The organism is Lysinibacillus sp. NPDC092081 (genome assembly GCF_044755845.1).
Lineage (GTDB): Bacteria > Bacillota > Bacilli > Bacillales_A > Planococcaceae > Lysinibacillus.
The window spans coordinates 299349-317739 of the sequence record NZ_JBIVRU010000003.1 but is presented as its reverse complement, the minus strand read 5'-3'; the positions used below and the strand labels follow the sequence as shown (position 1 = coordinate 317739).

At 36.1% G+C, this 18391-nt stretch carries 22 protein-coding genes; 3 read left to right on the top strand and 19 right to left on the bottom strand.

Going from position 1 to position 18391, the window contains the following annotated elements:
• The first annotated feature begins 62 nt into the window (after nucleotides 1–62).
• Together ACIQLB_RS08860 and ACIQLB_RS08855 are read left to right on the top strand one after the other, a co-directional pair.
• Nucleotides 63–254: a hypothetical protein gene (locus tag ACIQLB_RS08860; protein WP_400723928.1), complete on the top strand. Its 192-nt coding sequence runs from the start codon at nucleotides 63–65 to the stop codon at nucleotides 252–254.
• A 54-nt stretch (nucleotides 255–308) separates the two neighbouring features.
• Nucleotides 309–647 (top strand): hypothetical protein, encoded by a 339-nt coding sequence (locus ACIQLB_RS08855; RefSeq protein ID WP_400723925.1) that lies wholly within the window; start codon nucleotides 309–311, stop codon nucleotides 645–647.
• A 138-nt stretch (nucleotides 648–785) separates the two neighbouring features.
• On the opposite strand, the gene ACIQLB_RS08850 is transcribed toward ACIQLB_RS08855, so the two are convergent.
• The 9 genes from ACIQLB_RS08850 to ACIQLB_RS08810 all read right to left on the bottom strand — a co-directional run bounded on the left by ACIQLB_RS08850 (nucleotide 786) and on the right by ACIQLB_RS08810 (nucleotide 6490).
• Nucleotides 786–1322: a S16 family serine protease gene (locus tag ACIQLB_RS08850; RefSeq protein WP_400723921.1), complete on the bottom strand. Its 537-nt coding sequence runs from the start codon at nucleotides 1320–1322 to the stop codon at nucleotides 786–788.
• Between the two features lie 673 nt (nucleotides 1323–1995).
• Nucleotides 1996–2616: an NAD(P)-dependent oxidoreductase gene (locus ACIQLB_RS08845; RefSeq protein ID WP_400724060.1), complete on the bottom strand. Its 621-nt coding sequence runs from the start codon at nucleotides 2614–2616 to the stop codon at nucleotides 1996–1998.
• A gap of 80 nt (nucleotides 2617–2696) precedes the next feature.
• Complete coding sequence (locus tag ACIQLB_RS08840; protein WP_400723918.1) at nucleotides 2697–3092, bottom strand: hypothetical protein; 396 nt, start codon at nucleotides 3090–3092, stop codon at nucleotides 2697–2699.
• A gap of 164 nt (nucleotides 3093–3256) precedes the next feature.
• On the bottom strand, nucleotides 3257–3529 hold the full coding sequence (locus ACIQLB_RS08835; RefSeq protein ID WP_400723915.1) for a hypothetical protein: 273 nt from the start codon (nucleotides 3527–3529) through the stop codon (nucleotides 3257–3259).
• A 245-nt stretch (nucleotides 3530–3774) separates the two neighbouring features.
• Complete coding sequence (locus tag ACIQLB_RS08830; protein ID WP_400723912.1) at nucleotides 3775–3975, bottom strand: hypothetical protein; 201 nt, start codon at nucleotides 3973–3975, stop codon at nucleotides 3775–3777.
• Between the two features lie 98 nt (nucleotides 3976–4073).
• Nucleotides 4074–4757 (bottom strand): DUF1963 domain-containing protein, encoded by a 684-nt coding sequence (locus tag ACIQLB_RS08825; protein WP_400723909.1) that lies wholly within the window; start codon nucleotides 4755–4757, stop codon nucleotides 4074–4076.
• Nucleotides 4747–5322: a DNA-3-methyladenine glycosylase I gene (locus ACIQLB_RS08820; protein WP_400723906.1), complete on the bottom strand. Its 576-nt coding sequence runs from the start codon at nucleotides 5320–5322 to the stop codon at nucleotides 4747–4749. Before ACIQLB_RS08820 ends, ACIQLB_RS08825 begins: the two co-directional genes overlap by 11 nt.
• 24 nt (nucleotides 5323–5346) lie before the next feature.
• Nucleotides 5347–5943, bottom strand: a complete 597-nt coding sequence (locus tag ACIQLB_RS08815) for a class I SAM-dependent methyltransferase (RefSeq protein WP_400723903.1) — start codon at nucleotides 5941–5943, stop codon at nucleotides 5347–5349.
• Nucleotides 5918–6490 carry a cysteine hydrolase family protein gene (locus ACIQLB_RS08810; protein ID WP_400723900.1) on the bottom strand — a complete coding sequence of 191 codons (573 nt, stop codon included), beginning with the start codon at nucleotides 6488–6490 and terminating at the stop codon, nucleotides 5918–5920. Before ACIQLB_RS08810 ends, ACIQLB_RS08815 begins: the two co-directional genes overlap by 26 nt.
• 96 nt (nucleotides 6491–6586) lie before the next feature.
• On the opposite strand from ACIQLB_RS08810, the gene aac(6') reads away from it, so the two are divergent.
• On the top strand, nucleotides 6587–7021 hold the full coding sequence (aac(6'), locus tag ACIQLB_RS08805) for an aminoglycoside 6'-N-acetyltransferase (RefSeq protein WP_400723898.1): 435 nt from the start codon (nucleotides 6587–6589) through the stop codon (nucleotides 7019–7021).
• Nucleotides 7022–7061: 40 nt separating this feature from the next.
• On the opposite strand, the gene ACIQLB_RS08800 is transcribed toward aac(6'), so the two are convergent.
• The 10 genes from ACIQLB_RS08800 to ACIQLB_RS08755 form a co-directional block, all read right to left on the bottom strand.
• Nucleotides 7062–8051 carry an anti sigma factor C-terminal domain-containing protein gene (locus tag ACIQLB_RS08800; protein WP_400723895.1) on the bottom strand — a complete coding sequence of 330 codons (990 nt, stop codon included), beginning with the start codon at nucleotides 8049–8051 and terminating at the stop codon, nucleotides 7062–7064.
• Nucleotides 8035–8544, bottom strand: a complete 510-nt coding sequence (locus tag ACIQLB_RS08795; protein ID WP_400723892.1) for an RNA polymerase sigma factor — start codon at nucleotides 8542–8544, stop codon at nucleotides 8035–8037. The genes ACIQLB_RS08800 and ACIQLB_RS08795 overlap by 17 nt, the downstream gene beginning before the upstream one ends.
• A gap of 245 nt (nucleotides 8545–8789) precedes the next feature.
• A complete protein-coding gene (locus tag ACIQLB_RS08790; protein ID WP_400723889.1) occupies nucleotides 8790–8981 on the bottom strand; it encodes a hypothetical protein in 192 nt (63 codons plus the stop codon).
• A 496-nt stretch (nucleotides 8982–9477) separates the two neighbouring features.
• Nucleotides 9478–11124: a right-handed parallel beta-helix repeat-containing protein gene (locus tag ACIQLB_RS08785; protein ID WP_400723887.1), complete on the bottom strand. Its 1647-nt coding sequence runs from the start codon at nucleotides 11122–11124 to the stop codon at nucleotides 9478–9480.
• Between the two features lie 196 nt (nucleotides 11125–11320).
• A complete protein-coding gene (locus ACIQLB_RS08780; protein WP_400723884.1) occupies nucleotides 11321–12076 on the bottom strand; it encodes a hypothetical protein in 756 nt (251 codons plus the stop codon).
• Nucleotides 12077–12474: 398 nt separating this feature from the next.
• The gene (locus tag ACIQLB_RS08775; protein WP_400723881.1) at nucleotides 12475–14157 is read right to left on the bottom strand and encodes a methyl-accepting chemotaxis protein; all 1683 of its coding nucleotides are present in this window, start codon (nucleotides 14155–14157) and stop codon (nucleotides 12475–12477) included.
• Between the two features lie 270 nt (nucleotides 14158–14427).
• Nucleotides 14428–14865, bottom strand: a complete 438-nt coding sequence (locus ACIQLB_RS08770) for a hypothetical protein (protein ID WP_400723878.1) — start codon at nucleotides 14863–14865, stop codon at nucleotides 14428–14430.
• A 163-nt stretch (nucleotides 14866–15028) separates the two neighbouring features.
• Complete coding sequence (locus tag ACIQLB_RS08765) at nucleotides 15029–16471, bottom strand: YndJ family protein (RefSeq protein WP_400723875.1); 1443 nt, start codon at nucleotides 16469–16471, stop codon at nucleotides 15029–15031.
• Nucleotides 16440–17051 (bottom strand): DUF4166 domain-containing protein, encoded by a 612-nt coding sequence (locus ACIQLB_RS08760; RefSeq protein WP_400723872.1) that lies wholly within the window; start codon nucleotides 17049–17051, stop codon nucleotides 16440–16442. Before ACIQLB_RS08760 ends, ACIQLB_RS08765 begins: the two co-directional genes overlap by 32 nt.
• Complete coding sequence (locus ACIQLB_RS08755; protein WP_400723869.1) at nucleotides 17048–17980, bottom strand: DoxX-like family protein; 933 nt, start codon at nucleotides 17978–17980, stop codon at nucleotides 17048–17050. The genes ACIQLB_RS08760 and ACIQLB_RS08755 overlap by 4 nt, the downstream gene beginning before the upstream one ends.
• Between the last annotated feature and the right edge of the window lie 411 nt (nucleotides 17981–18391).

Genomic DNA, 18391 nt, shown 5'->3' with positions numbered 1-18391 from the left:
GGGGTTAAGAATTCAATCGTATTGATGTATAGAACTTCATGTTTAAAAGAAGGAGCGATAAAATGAAAAGGCCATTTTTAAAACTTGGTCTATTACTTGTTTTTGGCATAGTGTTTTTAACTGGGGTGCAATCTTTTTTTAATCAACAGGAAATTAATTTGGCAAGTGAAAGGTGTCTAAAAGCAGGTGGAGAACCCATTGTAGAAAGAGATCTTCTTGCATTAAATTACTCCTTTTCATGCCACATCAAATGATGCATAAGTAAATGTAAATAAAGTTGAGCCCGACTGAATGAAGTGGGTGATATATTGAAGACGAAAGACTGTTTATTATTTGTAGTATTGTTTAGTTTGTTTTTAGTTGGTTGTAATGAAACCGTCGCAGTAGATACTTTTACCTTTGGAAAACCTGACGCAGCTGAAGCTTTAAGGTTGAACAACCAGGCAGATATTTTTCAATGGGAAGGTAACATTTTTGCGACCAATATAGAATGGATCGATGAACTTGAAATGAATGAAGATCAATATATTGGTGACATACAATTTAATGCCACTAATGCTGAGGGTTCAGTAAAAGAACGTGATGATGTTTTAATCGTGAAATATGACAATGTGGTTAAACGGTATTTAGTTCTATCTGAGGGCTGATTTACTGAAAAGAGACTACATGTTTAAGTTAAGGTCACCTTTATACTTTGAAGGTGACCTTTTTTGTCTATGGAATAAAAGATAAAGACTTTTGTTTTTAGACGCCTTTCCCATGCTCAATTAATATTCTAACAACTTTTATCTTGTTTTATCGTTCATCTCATTAATTAGTTGAACAGCTTCATCGACATGAGACACAGTCAAAATTTTCATATTGATATTTTGCTCCTTTTGAATCTCTTCTGCTTCTTCTGCATTTTTAGTGGGAATCATCATAAAAGGTAGACCGTATTTTTCTGCGCTTAGAATTTTTTCTTTTAGTACCCCTATCGGTAATACTTCACCAGTTTCGTTTATTGCCCCAGTAACTGCAATTGCTACATTGTTTTGCAAATCGCCTCGTATAATAAGTCCTGTTAATGCTAGCCCTAACCCAGCACTATTTCCTCCAATACGATCCTGATAAAAAAATTCATTGATACGTACATCTTCTTTACCTAGATAATGGTTTACGTTGTCTTTCATTTGATCTACTTCATTTTTTTGAAGATGAAGCCACTTCAATATTTGTTGATTTTTGCTCTCGTAAAGAACTAAATTCGTAATTTCAGCTACATTAAAAAAAGGAACATGCTGTTTATTTAAAAGATTTTCAACAGATTGAATACTCTCCATAAATTGAAATTCTACTTTATTTACCCCTATTAAATAGATTTCAGTACCTTTGGCATGTAGTGGCTCTGTATATATGTATGCGACATGCGAAGTTCCTTCATAAAATATAAGGGGTATTTCGAAGCAAAAAAGCAAGAACATTATGGAAGTAGCGAGCGTGATTTTTCTTTTATATATTTTTTTTCTAAATAAAATGCGAACCATTAATAAGATGATAAAATTAATCAAAAGTATAGCAACAAAAGTAATTCCACCAATTACATCTTGAAGATACAAAAATAGAACTATACCATAATAGAGAAATATTAAAAGGAAAGTCACGATATAAGGTAAACTTCTTTTACGATTCGAAATAAGTCTTCACTCCTACTTTAATTCGCCTATTTTCAAACAATCCATATCTTAGTGTACTTATTCCAGAAATATCCTCAGAATCCTTCTTAATAGATAATGTCTTCTATATCCTATATTCCCCAACACGTCTATTGCTCTATCATCATACTTATTCCCCTCGAATACATGCTTTAGTTATCCACAAACACAAAATTTAATAATTTCCTTACAACAAAAAAAGCGTTAATCCTATTTCGATTAACGCACATTCTATCTTATTGGTTTTTTTCAGACCCTTTTTATCCGCTTCTTATACTTATAGAGACAATTGTTTAGGAAATCAGTAAGCAATCCCTACACGCGTTTTCACATATTCTTTGCTCTGAATTTGTTGATAGGCAAACTCCGCGGTATCTGCTACAGATATTTCTACCCCATCATCCGGTAAAAAGTCTTGTTCGATACGATAAGTGCCTGTGTATTCACCATCAGGTAAGTATGTAGGACAGACGATTGTCCAATCAGTGTCAGATTTTTTCAATAAATGATAGACTTTATGATGCTCCTCTGCCGCAAAGGTTGATCTTCTTTTTGATTCGCTCGATTGATAACGTAAAATACTCGGTGTCAGACGACTTTGAAGAATACCAGCTGTTCCAACAGTTATAATTCTTTTCACATGCTCTTTTTCCATAGCGTCAAGGATTAGCGGCATACTTTTAGTTAATGTATTTGTGCCATCTGTGTTTAATGCACTAATCACAACATCAACATTCGCTATGACATTTTTTAAATCTTGTTTTTCTAAGACATTTCCTTGTACAATATGTAAATTTTCATCATTTATTTGTAGCTTATTTGGGTTACGAACTAAAGCTGTGACGCTATGTTCATCTCGTAAAGCTAGGGAAACGATGTGGCTACCAACGCGCCCAGTGGCACCTAAAACTAAAATCCTCAGAATGATCACCTCTTTTCTTAGATTATAGCACATAAATTTCCTGTAACTATTTAGAGGTCCCTAACCATCCTTAAGCGTTGCTAATGAACATCAATAAGTTTGAGATTAACGATAAACAACTGAAAATCATTATTTTCTGCAATACTGTTGACGATATTTTGGATTTCGCTTTCTGTACTTTTATCGAATTTATCTAAATTATGTAATTGTATAGTGATTACTTGATTATTCGGAGATTCAATTAAATAGCCGATCATACTATCTGGGAAATAGCCTGCTGCTCGTAACGCTACAATAATTTTTTGTGTAAAATTTGTGTTTTGTAATTTTTCACCAATTTCATCAGCATAATTTGTATCGGGATTTTTTTGAACTATGGGTCTTTCAAATGAAGGCTGATTATTATACTTAATCAAGGCTGCGGTTATTATTATCAAGGAAAATATAACAAAAAGGCCTTTTATTAACCCTCTCATACATTCTCTCCATTTCTTCTTTTTAATAGAATACGCTTATCTTAATGAATTAATCCCACTTTGAAATTTATGTTTTATTTTATAGCTATTAAAATTTGCCAGGCTAACATGTAAATAGCCTGGCAAATTGGTGTAAGGTAAAGGTTAAAATCCACCTTAGTCATTTATTCGTTTACGATGACTTTCACAACGGGTTCTAATTTTCCTACATATGCATCTCCAAGATAATCAACATCTATAACTATAGCTTGTGGCACGAAACGTTGAATGCTTTCAATAAGACGTGCGGTATTACGCCTTTTGACAAGCTGGAAAGGTGGACCAAAATCTCTGTATAATGGGCAAGATATTACGAAAGTAGATAATATAAAAGCTACATTTTGTAATATTTCATCAACGCCTGTAGCAGTACAATCAATATTGCTCGTGGCGGTCACTTGATGTGTCATCCTATCAACCTTTCTTCTACGATACGTGGAAAGATGTAAGTATTCTTTCTTAATATGAGCTTTTCATCGAAAAAAGAGCACTTAGTTATTTATGCTAGATGCTCAAAAGTTATGAACGAAGCACACATTCACTATTGTATGTATACGATGCAATTTCCCTCTAAACAATTGCACAGCGTCAGGTTCCACATTCATCCCGCTTCTCTGAATAGATTTCACATGCTCATCACCATTTATCTTATTAGTGCGTAATAAATTACATACAACCAACTTAAACAACCATGTATGATTGCCCATATTATTGAATGATTTACACTCCAAGAAATAGTAATGGCCAATACCGAGCCAAAACTAATACCGCTCTTAATAACTGTTTTGTTTTCCATTTTCTTCACCTTCTTTATTTTTCTAATTTCAGATGTTTGCCTCCTCATCATTATTCCTCCTAATCATGTCATCAATGGACGTATAACTGTAACTTCTATCTTAGTTATGCTGTATTTGCTTCTTTTATTCCAGATAGATTTCACTGCTAATAAAAATCGCAATACACACACCACTCATTTAGCGCTGGATTAAAAAAGAAATAGAAATTTCCATTATCGACGATATTGAAATACGCCTTCTCGTCTGAGGCAATCTGTAATACAAAGGGAAAGTCCTCACCGTAATCATGACCACTTTGGCAATAAGCTGGATAGCCACCTATTTTATGAATAGCGTATATTTCTTCTACGATATCATCGAAGTATTCAACATCCTCCTCGTGCTCTAACCTCAAAATTTCATCCTCCACATCAGATGGAATCCCTCCTCCATCCCATGTCGGATAATCATTTTCAATAAGTTTTGGAATAAGCGGGAAAGCGCGAATACGGTCATGCTGCCAATTTTGTTGGATTAAGCCTTCTAGAGATGTATATGCTCTTATTTCAAAAAAACGACTCAGATCATCTTCTATGAGGTGATCAAATATTTCTTCATTGATAGATAACGTTAGCAGCTCGATATGCTGCAGAGATGCGGGTACAAAAGGAAGGTCCCTTAAAAATAATGTAGCAAGAGGCTGAAACCCTTGTGGCCACTGTTCCGCAGGTAATGACCAGCCTACATAGCCAATCCAACTTTCATGCAGGTCATGTGTAGGTCTAACTCCACCTGTTTTAAAGATGGTTGCCTGTCTAACTAGCTGTGCCTTAATTTCATCAATTTTCATCAGCTGATCCCTCACTGCGACAAAAACAATCTACGACATGATCATTCACCATCCCTGTTGCCTGCATAAATGAATAGCAAATCGTACTTCCAACAAATTTAAAGCCGTCTTTTTTTAATTGCTTGCTCATTCGTTCACTAATTTCTGTTGTAGCAGGTACATCTGCTATGGACGACCATTCATTGATGATCGGCTGATGATCCACAAAGCCCCAAATATAGTCAGAGAAGGAGCCATATTTCTCCTGTATACGTAAAAAAGCTTGGGCATTCGTCACAACACTTGCAATTTTAAGCTTATTACGAACGATGCGAGAATCCTGACGAAGTTCCTGTAGCTTGTCTTCCGTATAGAGAATGATTTTCGATACATCGAATTGGTCGAATGCTGCCCGGTAGCCCTCCCTTTTTTGTAAAATTGTCCACCAGCTAAGTCCAGCTTGTGCTCCTTCTAGACAGAGCATTTCAAATAAATGCTGATCATCATAGACGGGAATACCCCACTCCTTGTCATGATACTCAACATATAAAGGTTCATTTAGCTTGACCCATTCACATCTTTTCATTTATATATCCTCCATTTTTATGTATCATTTAATCCCTGTTATACATAGCCATCCTTTTTGTGTGTTTTCTCGTATCGTAACGGTTTGAAACCCAACACTTTTAAACAACTGCTTGATTTCAGATTTCGTTTTATAGGCTTTCATATGATAATTAATTTTATAGAGCTCCGAAATTATAATAAACTTCCCATCGTCCTTCAACACTCTAAATACTTCCTTCACATCATTTGCCAAGTCTGGCCAAAAATAATGCGTTTGGAATGCTGTAATTGTATCGAAAAACTTATCTGAGTACGGAATGCTCGACACACTAGCTTGCGTCACGATCACTTTTCCAGTTGCTACATCCATTTGATTTGTTTTTATAGAGTCTTTGACAGCCTGCGCAGAAAAGTCTATACCATAGATTTTACCACTAGGATTAATTTTCGATAAGGATTGCAGTGTTTTTCCACCCCCACATCCAATATCTAATACAATATCGCCATCATTTATGGCTTCCTGTTTCATTAGCCAAGTATTCATACCACTATGTGCCTTATTCATAATTCGTAGCATCAGTGAACCTACGAATCCTCTTGGTTTCTTAGCTTGCTCAATTAATCTTTGTAAAAGCGTCATTGCAAATTTCCCCCTTGTCAGTTTCACTTTTAAAAATCTGCTCCGAACTAAGGATTAAGATGTTCTGTGTAGCTAGCTTAGTTAAGGCTGCTTCCTTACTTTGATCTGTAGCACCTGCGACTGCATCCTCCACAACAGTTACAGCAAATTTTCTAGCTAAAGCCCCTTCCACTGTTGCAGTGACACAGCCTTCTATAAATACGCCCGTTACTATTAAGTCCTTTATGTCATTATTATTTAAATACGTACTTAAGCTGGGATTACTAAATGCATCCGCTTTCTTTTTTGAAAAATACGCACCCTTGGCTCTTATTAGTCGTTCATCCAATTCAGCACCTTTACTGCCTTTTAACGCAGTGAATTTTCGTAAAAGGTTCGAAAGTATTTGCGTTCGCTCAAATACTTTCCTAATATAGATGATAGGGACATTTGACTTTTCAGCGCTTTTTATCAGGTCATTTATGCCATTTAAAGTTGGCTCAATTTGATGCTTGGCGATAGGCAAAAGGTAATCATTTTGAATATCAAGTATTAACGCTTGCTTCAAAATATTAACCTCCCTGTATTATTTTATCTGATATTTTTACGTTCTTAAAAACAAAAAGTTTCAATTTTTTCCATTTTTTTAAAAAGGAGAATCGATATGATTAAACAAGCCCTCATAGAAGATGTTCAAACAGCAGCATTATTAGCACTACAACTTTGGCCAAATCATACGTTAGAAGAATTTTGCGAGGAGATGGCGCAACTAATTAATGCTGAAAACGATGCTATTTTCCTTGCCTATGAGGATGATAAAGCAATTGGTTTTGCACAATGTCAACTTCGAACAGATTATGTTGAAGGTACTCACTCAAGCCCAGTCGGCTATTTAGAAGGACTCTTCGTAAAAGAACCATATCGACAGAATGGCTTTGCAAAGCTACTTGTCGAGAGTTGCGAGCAGTGGGCTAAACGTAAGGGATGTAGTGAATTTGCGAGTGATTGTGAATTACAAAATCTCGAAAGTCTAGCTGTCCATCTTAAACTAGGTTTCACAGAGGCTAACCGCATTATTTGTTTTACGAAGGGATTATAAAAATGAGGTCATCCCCCTATGGAATGACCTTATTTAGATGTCAATACTTATCTGTTATTACTCCGATTGAAGATGCTTTAATAAAATCAAGATTTTGTAAGCTTGCGAGTGTCTTCGTATTCCCAGTGACGACAGCCCCATAAATGACAAGATCTTTTACTGATAGACTATCCGCACCACCAATTTCTTTTTCTAACCGTTTGTACTCATCTTGTAAACTTGATTTTTGTCTAGTACCACTACTTATTGCACGCACAAATAGCTCAGCTGGGTTCTCTTCTTCATCACCATTTGCGTTTAAAAGTGAAAAACCATATACATCTTGTTCTGTTCGCAACAAATTGTAACTTCCTTTAACTTTTCCATTTTCTACAATCTTACCAGTATTGTCAGCTGCTTCATCCACGTCCTTTACCCATAACCAAGTAGTAGTCACATTTTTCGGCAGCTTTGTAAGTGCTTCTTGCATCGTATAACCTTTATCAAAAGATAAAGCGATTTCCATAATTTTATCGTCACCAATTTTAGGCAACAATGCTAAATCATTGCGTGTCTTTTTATAATTTAAAAATGGATAGAAAAACAACATTTCACGCTGTCCTAGCTCATTGTAACGCTGAACATCTAAATCTTCATCACTGTTGCTCGTTCCAAATGGAACCGGAGAACTAGAACCTTCATAAAGTACCTCATCTCGTAAAAAACCGTAGCCAAATGTATCATCTCCTGTAGGAACAATTTTACCTTCAATGTATTTAAACGTTTTATAATGCATTTCACCTCCTAAAATGCCTGGGTAATTCCTCGTTGTTCCAATAAACTCATTTGCCCCTTCTACTTGGTGTAGCGTATAAAAATAATTCTGTGCATGACTTTGCAAAAATCCAGTGATAACATCATTAGCTATTTTCCCAGCAAATGATGTCACAATGATGACGCAAAAAGTGATGATGATCGTTTTCCATGTTGCGCAACGTTGTGCTTTTTTCATTGTTTTTGTCATCTTTTCTGTATTAAAAAGATTGTCCATCTTCTAACACCTCCCACTGTTTTTTAAATGCTTTTCGAGCTCGCTGTAAATAAGTTTTTACATGCGACTCACTCACCGCGAGAATCGCAGCCATTTCTTTATAGGACAATTCCATATCGTATTTCATTAAAAGTAATTGCTGAAATGACGGCTGTAGCCCCTCCAAGGCTTCATTAATCTTTACATTTTGCTCTTTTTGTAAATAATGTTGCTCTACATCATCTAATGCAATTTTTAATTTTTCGATTTCATTGTCACCGATTAATGTTGCGCGCTTTTGCTTGTTATACAACGTATAGTAACGATTAAGGGCTACCTTGAATAACCAAGCTCGTAAATTATCATGTTGAATTGTAGACAAACATTCAATTGTTTTAATAATTGCTTCTTGTATAACGTCCTCGGCATCTTCTTTTGTAGCCCCTATTTTTATCAAATATTTGAAAACGACTTCTGCATGCGCAAGCAATAGACGCTCCCACTCTTTATTCATACTTCACCAACTTTTGGATATCCATTTCGTAGTTAACTCATCTATATAACCAATTAAACCCCAAAATGTATACAGTTAATTGCCAAAAAAGAAAAAAATCACAAGTGCTTTTTTTTACACACTTGTGATTTATATTTTTTTCGACAATAAATATCATGAACACAAACTTTAAATGTCCATTTATTTTGGGTACTAAAAGATATGTAATATGTCAAAAGGTTAAATTTTTTATACTTCAACATTTATTAATTTAAATATGTATTGTTTGAAATATTTCTTTCGCGCTCTTCAATTACTAGGTGGATAATAAATGCAAGTTGTTGCTCAATTCGCAAATTGTTAAGATGCATGATGTCGGCAATTGCATTTTTTTGCTTCTCTTCTAATCCCACCTTCTCAAGCATTAACATAATTTCTTCTTTCGAAAGTCCAAACATACTTTTTTCACCTCTAATCCATCCATTTATTATTTTACAATCATTATTCATATTTCTCAAACAACGAACTAATACAACCATTTTATGAACCATTTTTACTGATTACAGGATAGAACATGGCACTTTATCAATCCAAAATCTACATTAATTTAATAATAATTTAAGCTCTCTAAAAAATCATTGTTATCCAATCAATAATTTTCTAATGAAGTGTCTATAACCATTTTTTTATCTATTAATTCTATTATAAAAATAACAAGCCCTTTTGTCGAATTATAGCATTCTTCGTCATTGCTTATAATTCACAATAAGAAACCGTTTACATAAAAATATGCTTAAGATTGTAATGAATAATGGCAGCGGATAGAACACTCACTTTGTTAATATGTATTCACCTTGATTATACCTTTCCCCTCGTTATTACAGTGCTTTGATTTCATAAAAAAAGTAATTTCAAAATAATTGAAACTACTTATCCTACTTTATTATTCGGTTATTACACTGTTTTATTAATATTATTCTTAAGAAGGGTTTTGTTAAATTTTTGTAAATTTTCGAGTGGTATTTGCAATCCGCCCTCCAGTTTTTGGACATCGTCTATTTTAGCTTGATTTAATACAACGTGCTTTGTCTTATCGCTAGTATTGACTGGCAAATAAACTATTCTCGACGATGCATCCGTCTTCCATATTGTCTCATTTGTATACCCTTCGATAAATAACTGACTCTTCCCCTGTACAATAGCCGGTATTTTTACAGCAGTTAGATCTGTGTAAACCAACTCAAGTAAAGATTGATTAGACATCGCTAAAAATGGACGATCTGCTTTATCAATCGTACAATGCTCAATACGACCCATTGTCTTATCAGACCAAACTATTGCATATGGGCCTTCATAACAGTTTTTAAATTCACTATTCGCAACTTCAAAAATAGTATCAATACAAGTAATCGCATTTCCGCTAATGTGTTCAAAAGTACAATTATCAGCAAATAGTCGAGCATTATTTATATAAAGGTGATGACTTTTGAGCTCTCGAATTGTTGTGTTCTGAAGCGTAATCTTGGCGTGATCATTGCCATAAATACCACCTGCCTGCCCAAATTGAATCATGCACTGATTAAGCTTTAGACCGCTTGAGTCAATAATAAAGTGAAATTGCGGGTGTTCTTGGAGATCACACTCTGTCATGGATACATCGGCTTCATTGACAATCGTAACTCCTGTTGCCTCTCCCTTTTCTATTCTACATGTACGAAACTCCGCTTTACTATTTTCAATTAACAACTGTGACTTCCCATGTCGATGGATCTTACAATCATACAATATTGCCTTAGTTTTCTCGCCAAGATAAAGGCCATTCCCTGCTCCATCAGAAAAGATAGAATCCGTCACCAACAACTCACTTTGATGAACAACTAGGTGCGTGTCTTGATGTTGCTTGATTTCACAGCCATCCATCGTTAGTTTCGAGCTATCGAAAACTTGCATCCCTACATCTTGCCCTTGGTGAATAAGTGTATTGGTCATTGAAATTGAACTGGAGGCTGCAACAATTTGCGCCTTTTGATGTCCATGAATTTCACAATCCGTCATCTCCATCTTTACATCCTGTATTGCAAAAATGCCATTCGTTCTTCCTTCTAATAGCATACAATTAGTCAATGCGATATCACTTTTTTGCACAGAGATTTGAGCCTTTACATGATGCTGGATAGTCGTATCCACAAGAATAACGCTCGAACCATTATCAATACGTAAGCCAAAATGATTGACAGGGCTCGCTAAAATATCAACATTTTTCATCATTAAACTACCGAAGCTTACGGTCACTTGTGCCTGCACCATTTGCTGCTCAATGACACAGTTTTCTAGCTGTAAATCTCCCTTTACATAAATACCCTGCCCTTGAGTAAAACGCAGATTTCGCATATTTACAAGTGTCCGATAGCGTATAAACACGCCACCTTTAATGGTCACATTCCCCACTCCATAAAGTGTCAGCCTTTTGGAAATTTCGAAGCTTTCTTCATATATCCCATCCCGGATTTCAATAAAATCCCCCGGCTCTGCCTCTTGAATCGCCTGCCCAATGCTTTGGTATCGGTGCATAATTCCTCTCTTTACAACAAGTGTCGCCATCTCTACACTCCTATTGTCGGTTTTATTTTATTTATATCCCCATTGAACTTCCTATTATTCAATTTTGTATAAATAATTTAGAACCGGTACTGTGTAGCGACAATTGGTAATACGGATAGAAGGATTCCTTTGGTCAACTTTAATGTTAGAAAAAATAGGCTTAACTATTAGGATGCCTGCCTCACTATTATTATGATTAAGAATCTACTAGCGAAGGAAATCCAGCTCGAGACCATAGCCATAAAGGTGTATGGACATCAATCGGTGCAATTCCTGTACCACTGAGCGCTCTTTCCCAAGCATTAGCAACCACTTTCCTATCAGCAGCACTACCATTTAATACATCTTCAGGGCATAATCCTAATTTAACAGTAGCCTGCAAAATATGGGTATCTGGTGCTATTGTAATAAGTTCACGCGACTTCCAATGAATATCTGTATAGCTCTCAAGAACATAAACCCAGTAATTAAAGATTTTAGGCCCAGAAAGATACGGAAAATCAGATTTTCGAGAACTCTGCATCAATTCTTTCAAAGAATGAATATCATATTGAACAGATTGGATAAGACCTTGTACATTTCCTTGTGCTGAAGAATTAACAATTCCTTTTGCTACACGTTGCCAAATCTCCGGATGTCGATTTGGTTGCAAACCTACACGATGGAGGAGTAATGCATCTCGTAAGACATTTAAGTCGCTATTTACCACAATTTTGAGGTCAAATATCCACTTTGTTACTTCATCTTGATAAGCTTTAACAACGGATTCCCACAGAGTATAAGAGTTTCTTTGATAATTTAAAGCCATAGCTAACGTTAATACTTCAAGTAAATCCTCTTTTGGTACAATGCCAATTAAAACATCTTCAGGCATTGTTTCTCCACCAAGATGTCCTTCTGAGTACATTTTTATCAATGTTTTTACATTCATTAAAAATTTGTCTATTGTCATTAAATAACCTCCAACATTCAAATGAAAGTTCTTCCAGCCTGTTCCGTTCATATGCACAAATTTCTTCAAAATCTTCACGCTAATTTTAGCATAAATATCCAATAAAAAATTCATCTTGAAGAAACTAAAGAAGTAATTTTATTAAGTTCTATTTATAAGAAAAGAGACACCAGCATTTAATTGGTAAAAATATCTCCTGATTTCATCCTCCCTTCTTAACCACATCATAAAATAAAACCAGCAATCACAATTTTCTTGTCAATTGCTGGTTTAACAGATTTTCATTATTCTTTTCATTAGTAATACAATTGCTCAAAATCCAAACGGTGCTTAAATTTAATGATGTTTCGTCAGCCGCTTTTGTTTGTAGCGTTTGCTGATTGTATTTATAAATTTAATTACAATTTAAATTTCCCAACGAGGTCGTTGAGTTTCTCTGCCATGTCCGCTAAATTGGATGAACTGTTTTTGATTTCATCCATCGAGCTTGCTGCTTGTTCGATCGTGGCAGAAGTTTCTTGTATGCCTGCAGCGGATTGTTCTGATACAGTAGCAATTTCGTCCACTGATTTATTAATATTGACAGTGTTTTGTACTATGTCTTCTAGCTTTGTCGTCATGCTATCAATGTTTGTTGACATCGAGTAAACTGCCTCTGCAATGTGGCCGAATGTATCATTTGTAGAGGCAATTTGAATTGTACCTTTTTCAACCTCTTGATAACCGTTTTCCAGTGAAGATGTCACCATGTTAGATTCTTGTTGGATTTTTTGTACAATGTCCGTGATATCGTCCACTGAGATGGCTACTTGTTCAGCAAGTTTACGAACCTCATCTGCAACGACCGCAAATCCTTTACCATGCTCCCCTGCTCGGGCCGCTTCGATAGCTGCATTAAGCGCCAGTAAATTCGTTTGTGCTGCAATATCCTGAATCACTGCCACGATTTTTGAAATGTCCTGTGTTTGTTTACTTAGTTCGTCTACCTTATATACAGCATCCTTCACAATATGATGAATGGATGTCATTTGCTCAGTAGATGCGTCCATTAAACCTTGACCCTCTTTCGTTAAAGCCATGACATTTTGGGAATATTGCTGAACATCCGTACTGCTATTATTGACATCTGTCATCTTCAATGTGAATTCTGTCATTGTTGTAGCTACATCGGATGCATTACTTGCCTGCACTTCTGTGCCACTTGCGATTTCAGTGACTGTGTCGACAATTTGTTCCGTACCAGTTTTCACCTCTGTTGCTGATTGCATAAGCTCTTCACTATGCGCAGCTACGTCATTGGAGACTGTTTGAATTTGCTTTAATAAACTGTTCAAAATATCGGACATCGTATTAGTCGCTGCTGTCAGCTGACCTACTTCATCTTTTGATTTTACAATAAGTGCAGGTTCACTTAAATCACCCTCAGTAATTCGTTGCATACGATTTGTCAAAGTGATGATTGGTTTTGAAATGTTTCGAGCACTTAACAATGCAATCATGATGGAAACAATAACAATTACAATACCGACGATTATACCTGTAAGCTGCTTAGTCTCGCCTGCACTGACAATGTCTGCACCAGTCGCATTAATCGATTGCTTACGATGCTCAGCTAATCCCTCAAAGCCTTCACGTATTTCCGTAGCCTTATCACTCATAGTTGCTAAATTTTTTGTTGCTTGTTCAATTTGGCCTTGGTCATAAACAGTAAAAACTTCTTTTTCAACATAACTGCTCCATTCTTTAGCCATTTCTGCAAATTTGTTGAAATCACCTGTCTCTGATATTGCTAAACGTAGTTTCTCATTCTCATCAGCACGCTTAACATTATCTTCAAAAATTTTCTTATACTTTTCATCACCAGAAAGTATATACCCTCTAGCTGCCGCGATTCTTAGCCCAATGGTCTGGGCTTCCTCATAATCTGTAATTAGTAATTGCATTTCTTCATCAATAATTTGTTCCGTTGCGTTGTTGCTTTGGTTGACTGCATAAATATTGTAACCAATGTATAAAACCACTACTGCTACTACAATGCTGAAGGAAAAAACGATTCTTTTACTAATTGACTTAAAATTCATTTCAAATTCTCCTTATTTTCCAAATGCAATCTAATGTGCACTGTCATAATTTGCACACCATTAGTAATCTAACACTCTTGAGCTAAGTTTGGATTGATTTGGAATTTTTTCTAGATTAAACGAAATAACTAGTTGATATTTATGTAATTTTCAGCGGTTTATAAAAGCCATAATTTTCAGACATATGAACTACCCCAATAATCCCAAAGTAGGGCTTTTGGTGCAAAAAAGGAATAGCCTCAAAAGTAAGCTGTTCCTTCTATTTAAATATTAATCCCAATAATTAAACATAACTTCTCCGATTGTTTCACTATCAAAGTATGAAATGTATTTCCATTCCACCTCAGACAAACTGTGCAGCTCCTTATCTTGCGTCAACAATGTGTTTAATGTATCGGCAGTAAGGCATTTACGCATCGGAAAATATTTGTGTAATTGAGCTTTTGTTAAAAATTGAAAGCTTAGCTCTTCATCAAATTTAGCAAACGCAATATAAGGCATCAGTCTTTGATGAAGTATCGTCAAACGTTCATCTTCTAGTTGAATCACCGCTTGCATATAAACAAAATGAGGCTGATCAATAAATTGTAAAACTTTTGCTCGTTGTTCACTTGTAACTAAATGATAAACCATCGACTGGAAAGATCGCATATCCTGTTCAATTAAATGGTCTGCATTAAAACCTGAAATCCCTTTAGTTAATCGCAACGAATCACCCCTTTATTATTGTGTCTATATGACCTTCTAGTAAAGGTAGGCAGATTCCTTCAATAAGGATCTATTCTCTTATTATTTGATAGTTAATTTCTAAAAAAGGAAGACCGAAAATACGCATCTTGTGCACAGCTGTTAGTGTTGTTTCATCTTCTGCCTATATCTTAAAATGCTCCTGTAAAGGTAGTTGAAATAAAAAACGGTTAATGGCTAAATAAATCCCAGCATCCCCATCGTGATTACTCGTTAAATATAAAGCACCATTATCTTCATATAAATGTAACACCCCAATCATTGTTGAAAAAGGTAGTGGAAGTGCAATATTCATATAGGTGGTTTGTCCTGTTGTATGCTTTGAATAGATTGCGACAAAGGTTGTTTGTTTGTCTATTTTACGAATCCATGCACGTGGAGCTAGACGTCCATCGTGTAGCTCATCTACTTTAACAACCATTCCTGTCATCTCAATTTGCTTACTGGAGAAGGGTAAATTTAACTGTTGCATGAAGCGACTTAAGCATTGATAAATCAAAGCAAACGGTTTAAACCAGCTTTTCCACTTTACAGATGCCATTAAACGATACTGATTGGTTTCTTCATAAAAATGTGGAATGATGTGTGGCAGCTTTGTCGTATCAACAAAGTCACTAAGCGCATCGACTAAACCTGGGTGCGGGTCTTTTCGTTCTCGCAATTTTCCCCTAATTTGGCTAACTGGAAAATGAAATGGTTGAAATTTAGTTTCGGGAATAGCTATAGCCCAAGCTAGTACCCCTACACTACCAAAGAAAATACCATTCATTAATCCATGGAATTTTAGCATTTCTGGTATCCCTACATATCCAAATGCATATATAAACGACCATAATATCGTGATACATAGAGACCCATAGGAAATGCGTAACAGTAAACCTTGTCCACGAGGAAGTTTCGTTTTTAGAGCAAGGAAAAATAAACTGTAAATCGCAACGATATAAAGTGTCACTGAAATAATTTCTATTATTGTAGAGAACGTTATACCTATTGCAACAAGAAGCGGGCCTGTCAATAAAATAACAACGACTGCATTGTACCAACTACTCTTATGTATTCGCCCAAAAAGACCTATAGAAATAGCTAATAAACAAGCTGAATAATGAAAATGTATGGCTGTTAACCACGTTATTAACGATGAAAAGCCTGTATCGATGTTTGCGATAAAAGCAAAAAACCATAGTCCACCGATCAATATATAAATAAGCCCCACGTCAATTGATATCTCCGCCATGTTTGTAAAGCCTCGCTGTAAAAATCGCTTCACACCTTGTATAGCTATAAACGCCGTATAAAGAACATAAATAAGTACGAGAACGATTGCTATCCAACCTTCAAACCACCAATGTAGCATCGTAATAGCAAGCATCATCGCGACAATAATAGCATCGCCGGCTTTGTTAAAGGGAATGACCATTTTCACCATCGCAGGTACAAAGATCAGCTGTGCAACTGTGAGTAGCAACATATATTCAGGCTGCGGGCTAAACAAATAACAAACGACCGACAGTATAAGACCTAATACTAGGACTGGACTACATAGATTGTTGCGTAAATTCTCCAGCATACATCATTAGCCTCCCTATCAATGGATTATGGATGGACACATGAATCGTAAACACATTCCTTTTGTCATCAAATCCTTCCTCGACGATAACACGCCCCTCTAATATTTTTGGTATTGGACATTCCATTTTGGAAACTACAAATCGTTGAACCCCAGAGCGAATGACCAATTTCCCCTCACGTGTCAAGGCAAAATGCAAATCTGAATAAAAAAGAGCTGGCGATCCTAAGTAATCCTTGACTATTTTTCGGACTGGATCAATCGTCATCCTCGCATCAAAATGTCTAGTTCTGTTTGAAAAATTGAAAGTACGCTCCCATAACACTTCAAGTTCTCCACTTGGCAATACTCGACAAGTATTACAAATTGAGAATGGAACATCGTCGCCTGATTCAGGAAACAGGAATTTAGTTTTGGTAGCTATCGCATAAAAAGGACGCAGCCACTTTGCACCAGACTCAATTTTATGCATCACGCCAGTAGCATAAAAAGGCTGATCTACAGGTAACATATAACGCTTCTGCAGCATTGGATGGAGTCGAGTAAAGTCCTCGCCTAATAAAGTTTGATAAATCGTCATGTTGTTCCTCCTCGCTTTCGTTTACAGCTTTTGGCACTAGGCATATCTTTACTAAGAATCAACCCGATAATGGACAATACCCATAATGCTACATTAAGTGTTACAGGATTAAATGGAGCAGTAACAATTGTTTTATCTGCTAGAACGGCACCCAATGTTAATAATGGAAATAGCAATATTTGCACTCCAAACAATAAACGCTTTCCTCGAGGCAATAGCCAACAAAGCGCAAAGATTATCTCTGCAAGTCCAATCCAGTTTACTATTTGGCTAGTGTTATTTGATCCATTCAACTGACTATAATCCCCACCTAGTAATTCCTCAATCATCATCACCTCAGTTGGATGTTGTACGATGATTTTCGGTACAAGACCGTGGTACAACCACACAAAACAAAAAAGCACACTAATGAGCATTGTTACAAAGAAGCGACGATACTGTGAAAAAGGATTTTCTCCTTGTTCAAGCCATCTTTTTAAAACGTCGAAACTAAGAGCTGTTGCCCAGCCCATTACGGGACGAAACACGCCATCAAATAATTTCCCTAGTTTTCCGTAGCGAACATCATAGTCATACTTAGTTAAAAATGTAAGCCCCTTGTCATTAGGAATATACTGCCAGTATCCTTTCCCCTCAGCGATTGGGGATATTTTTTTGGGTGTACCAAAATGTAACGAGGATGTTTTCGTGCCATCTTTTTTATGATGCTCTCTTTTACTCTCACCCCAGCCACTAACTGATATGCCCGGCATCACCTTCGTTTCATAGGTAAAGCGCTGAGGTTCTTCAGGAAATTTTTTATCGATATATGTAATAGAAGTAAAACGTAAATCCCATTGCTCATGCAGCTTAGGATTTTGGGTATAATTCCAAGCCTCGTCGATGGATGCTCGTATATCCACCTCCACATAAATAGGCTTTTTCTTCATCTAGATTTCCTCCTTAAAACAAGCTTATCGGTTATTTTGGTTTACTTTCTATAAACTTCCATAACCACCACTCTAATTAATGGTATTATAGCAATAAATTAATTTTTCACCATAAATTGGACTTTATCTATTAAATTGGAACAACACAATAAGTTTGAGATGACACTTGTATATAAGTTGATTGGCGTGGAGACTGAGCTACTTCTTTGTCATTAGCGATAGAGGAACGAAGGCTAAAAACATTACGTCCTGTGATAACGCCTACGTGAACAACAACTTCGTATTGGCCCGAGACCCTGGAGCTCAGCAGATGTTTTCTGTGCGAAAGCAAAGCGACAACAACAACAACAACAACAACAACAAAAGTGGCTCATCGGACACCCCCAGTCGGAACGGAAATCATCCCCCACG

What these genes read in the sequence shown, in the direction of transcription:
- ACIQLB_RS08860 (WP_400723928.1), top strand. Translation starts at nt 63, where the DNA reads ATGAAAAGGCCATTTTTAAAACTTGGTCTATTACTTGTTTTTGGCATA.
- ACIQLB_RS08850 (WP_400723921.1), bottom strand. Translation starts at nt 1,322, where the DNA reads ATGGAGAGTATTCAATCTGTTGAAAATCTTTTAAATAAACAGCATGTT.
- ACIQLB_RS08840 (WP_400723918.1), bottom strand. Translation starts at nt 3,092, where the DNA reads ATGAGAGGGTTAATAAAAGGCCTTTTTGTTATATTTTCCTTGATAATA.
- ACIQLB_RS08830 (WP_400723912.1), bottom strand. Translation starts at nt 3,975, where the DNA reads ATGAGGAGGCAAACATCTGAAATTAGAAAAATAAAGAAGGTGAAGAAA.
- ACIQLB_RS08825 (WP_400723909.1), bottom strand. Translation starts at nt 4,757, where the DNA reads ATGAAAATTGATGAAATTAAGGCACAGCTAGTTAGACAGGCAACCATC.
- ACIQLB_RS08820 (WP_400723906.1), bottom strand. Translation starts at nt 5,322, where the DNA reads ATGAAAAGATGTGAATGGGTCAAGCTAAATGAACCTTTATATGTTGAG.
- ACIQLB_RS08815 (WP_400723903.1), bottom strand. Translation starts at nt 5,943, where the DNA reads ATGACGCTTTTACAAAGATTAATTGAGCAAGCTAAGAAACCAAGAGGA.
- ACIQLB_RS08800 (WP_400723895.1), bottom strand. Translation starts at nt 8,051, where the DNA reads ATGGACAATCTTTTTAATACAGAAAAGATGACAAAAACAATGAAAAAA.
- ACIQLB_RS08795 (WP_400723892.1), bottom strand. Translation starts at nt 8,544, where the DNA reads ATGAATAAAGAGTGGGAGCGTCTATTGCTTGCGCATGCAGAAGTCGTT.
- ACIQLB_RS08790 (WP_400723889.1), bottom strand. Translation starts at nt 8,981, where the DNA reads ATGTTTGGACTTTCGAAAGAAGAAATTATGTTAATGCTTGAGAAGGTG.
- ACIQLB_RS08785 (WP_400723887.1), bottom strand. Translation starts at nt 11,124, where the DNA reads ATGGCGACACTTGTTGTAAAGAGAGGAATTATGCACCGATACCAAAGC.
- ACIQLB_RS08780 (WP_400723884.1), bottom strand. Translation starts at nt 12,076, where the DNA reads ATGACAATAGACAAATTTTTAATGAATGTAAAAACATTGATAAAAATG.
- ACIQLB_RS08775 (WP_400723881.1), bottom strand. Translation starts at nt 14,157, where the DNA reads ATGAATTTTAAGTCAATTAGTAAAAGAATCGTTTTTTCCTTCAGCATT.
- ACIQLB_RS08765 (WP_400723875.1), bottom strand. Translation starts at nt 16,471, where the DNA reads ATGCTGGAGAATTTACGCAACAATCTATGTAGTCCAGTCCTAGTATTA.
- ACIQLB_RS08760 (WP_400723872.1), bottom strand. Translation starts at nt 17,051, where the DNA reads ATGACGATTTATCAAACTTTATTAGGCGAGGACTTTACTCGACTCCAT.
- ACIQLB_RS08755 (WP_400723869.1), bottom strand. Translation starts at nt 17,980, where the DNA reads ATGAAGAAAAAGCCTATTTATGTGGAGGTGGATATACGAGCATCCATC.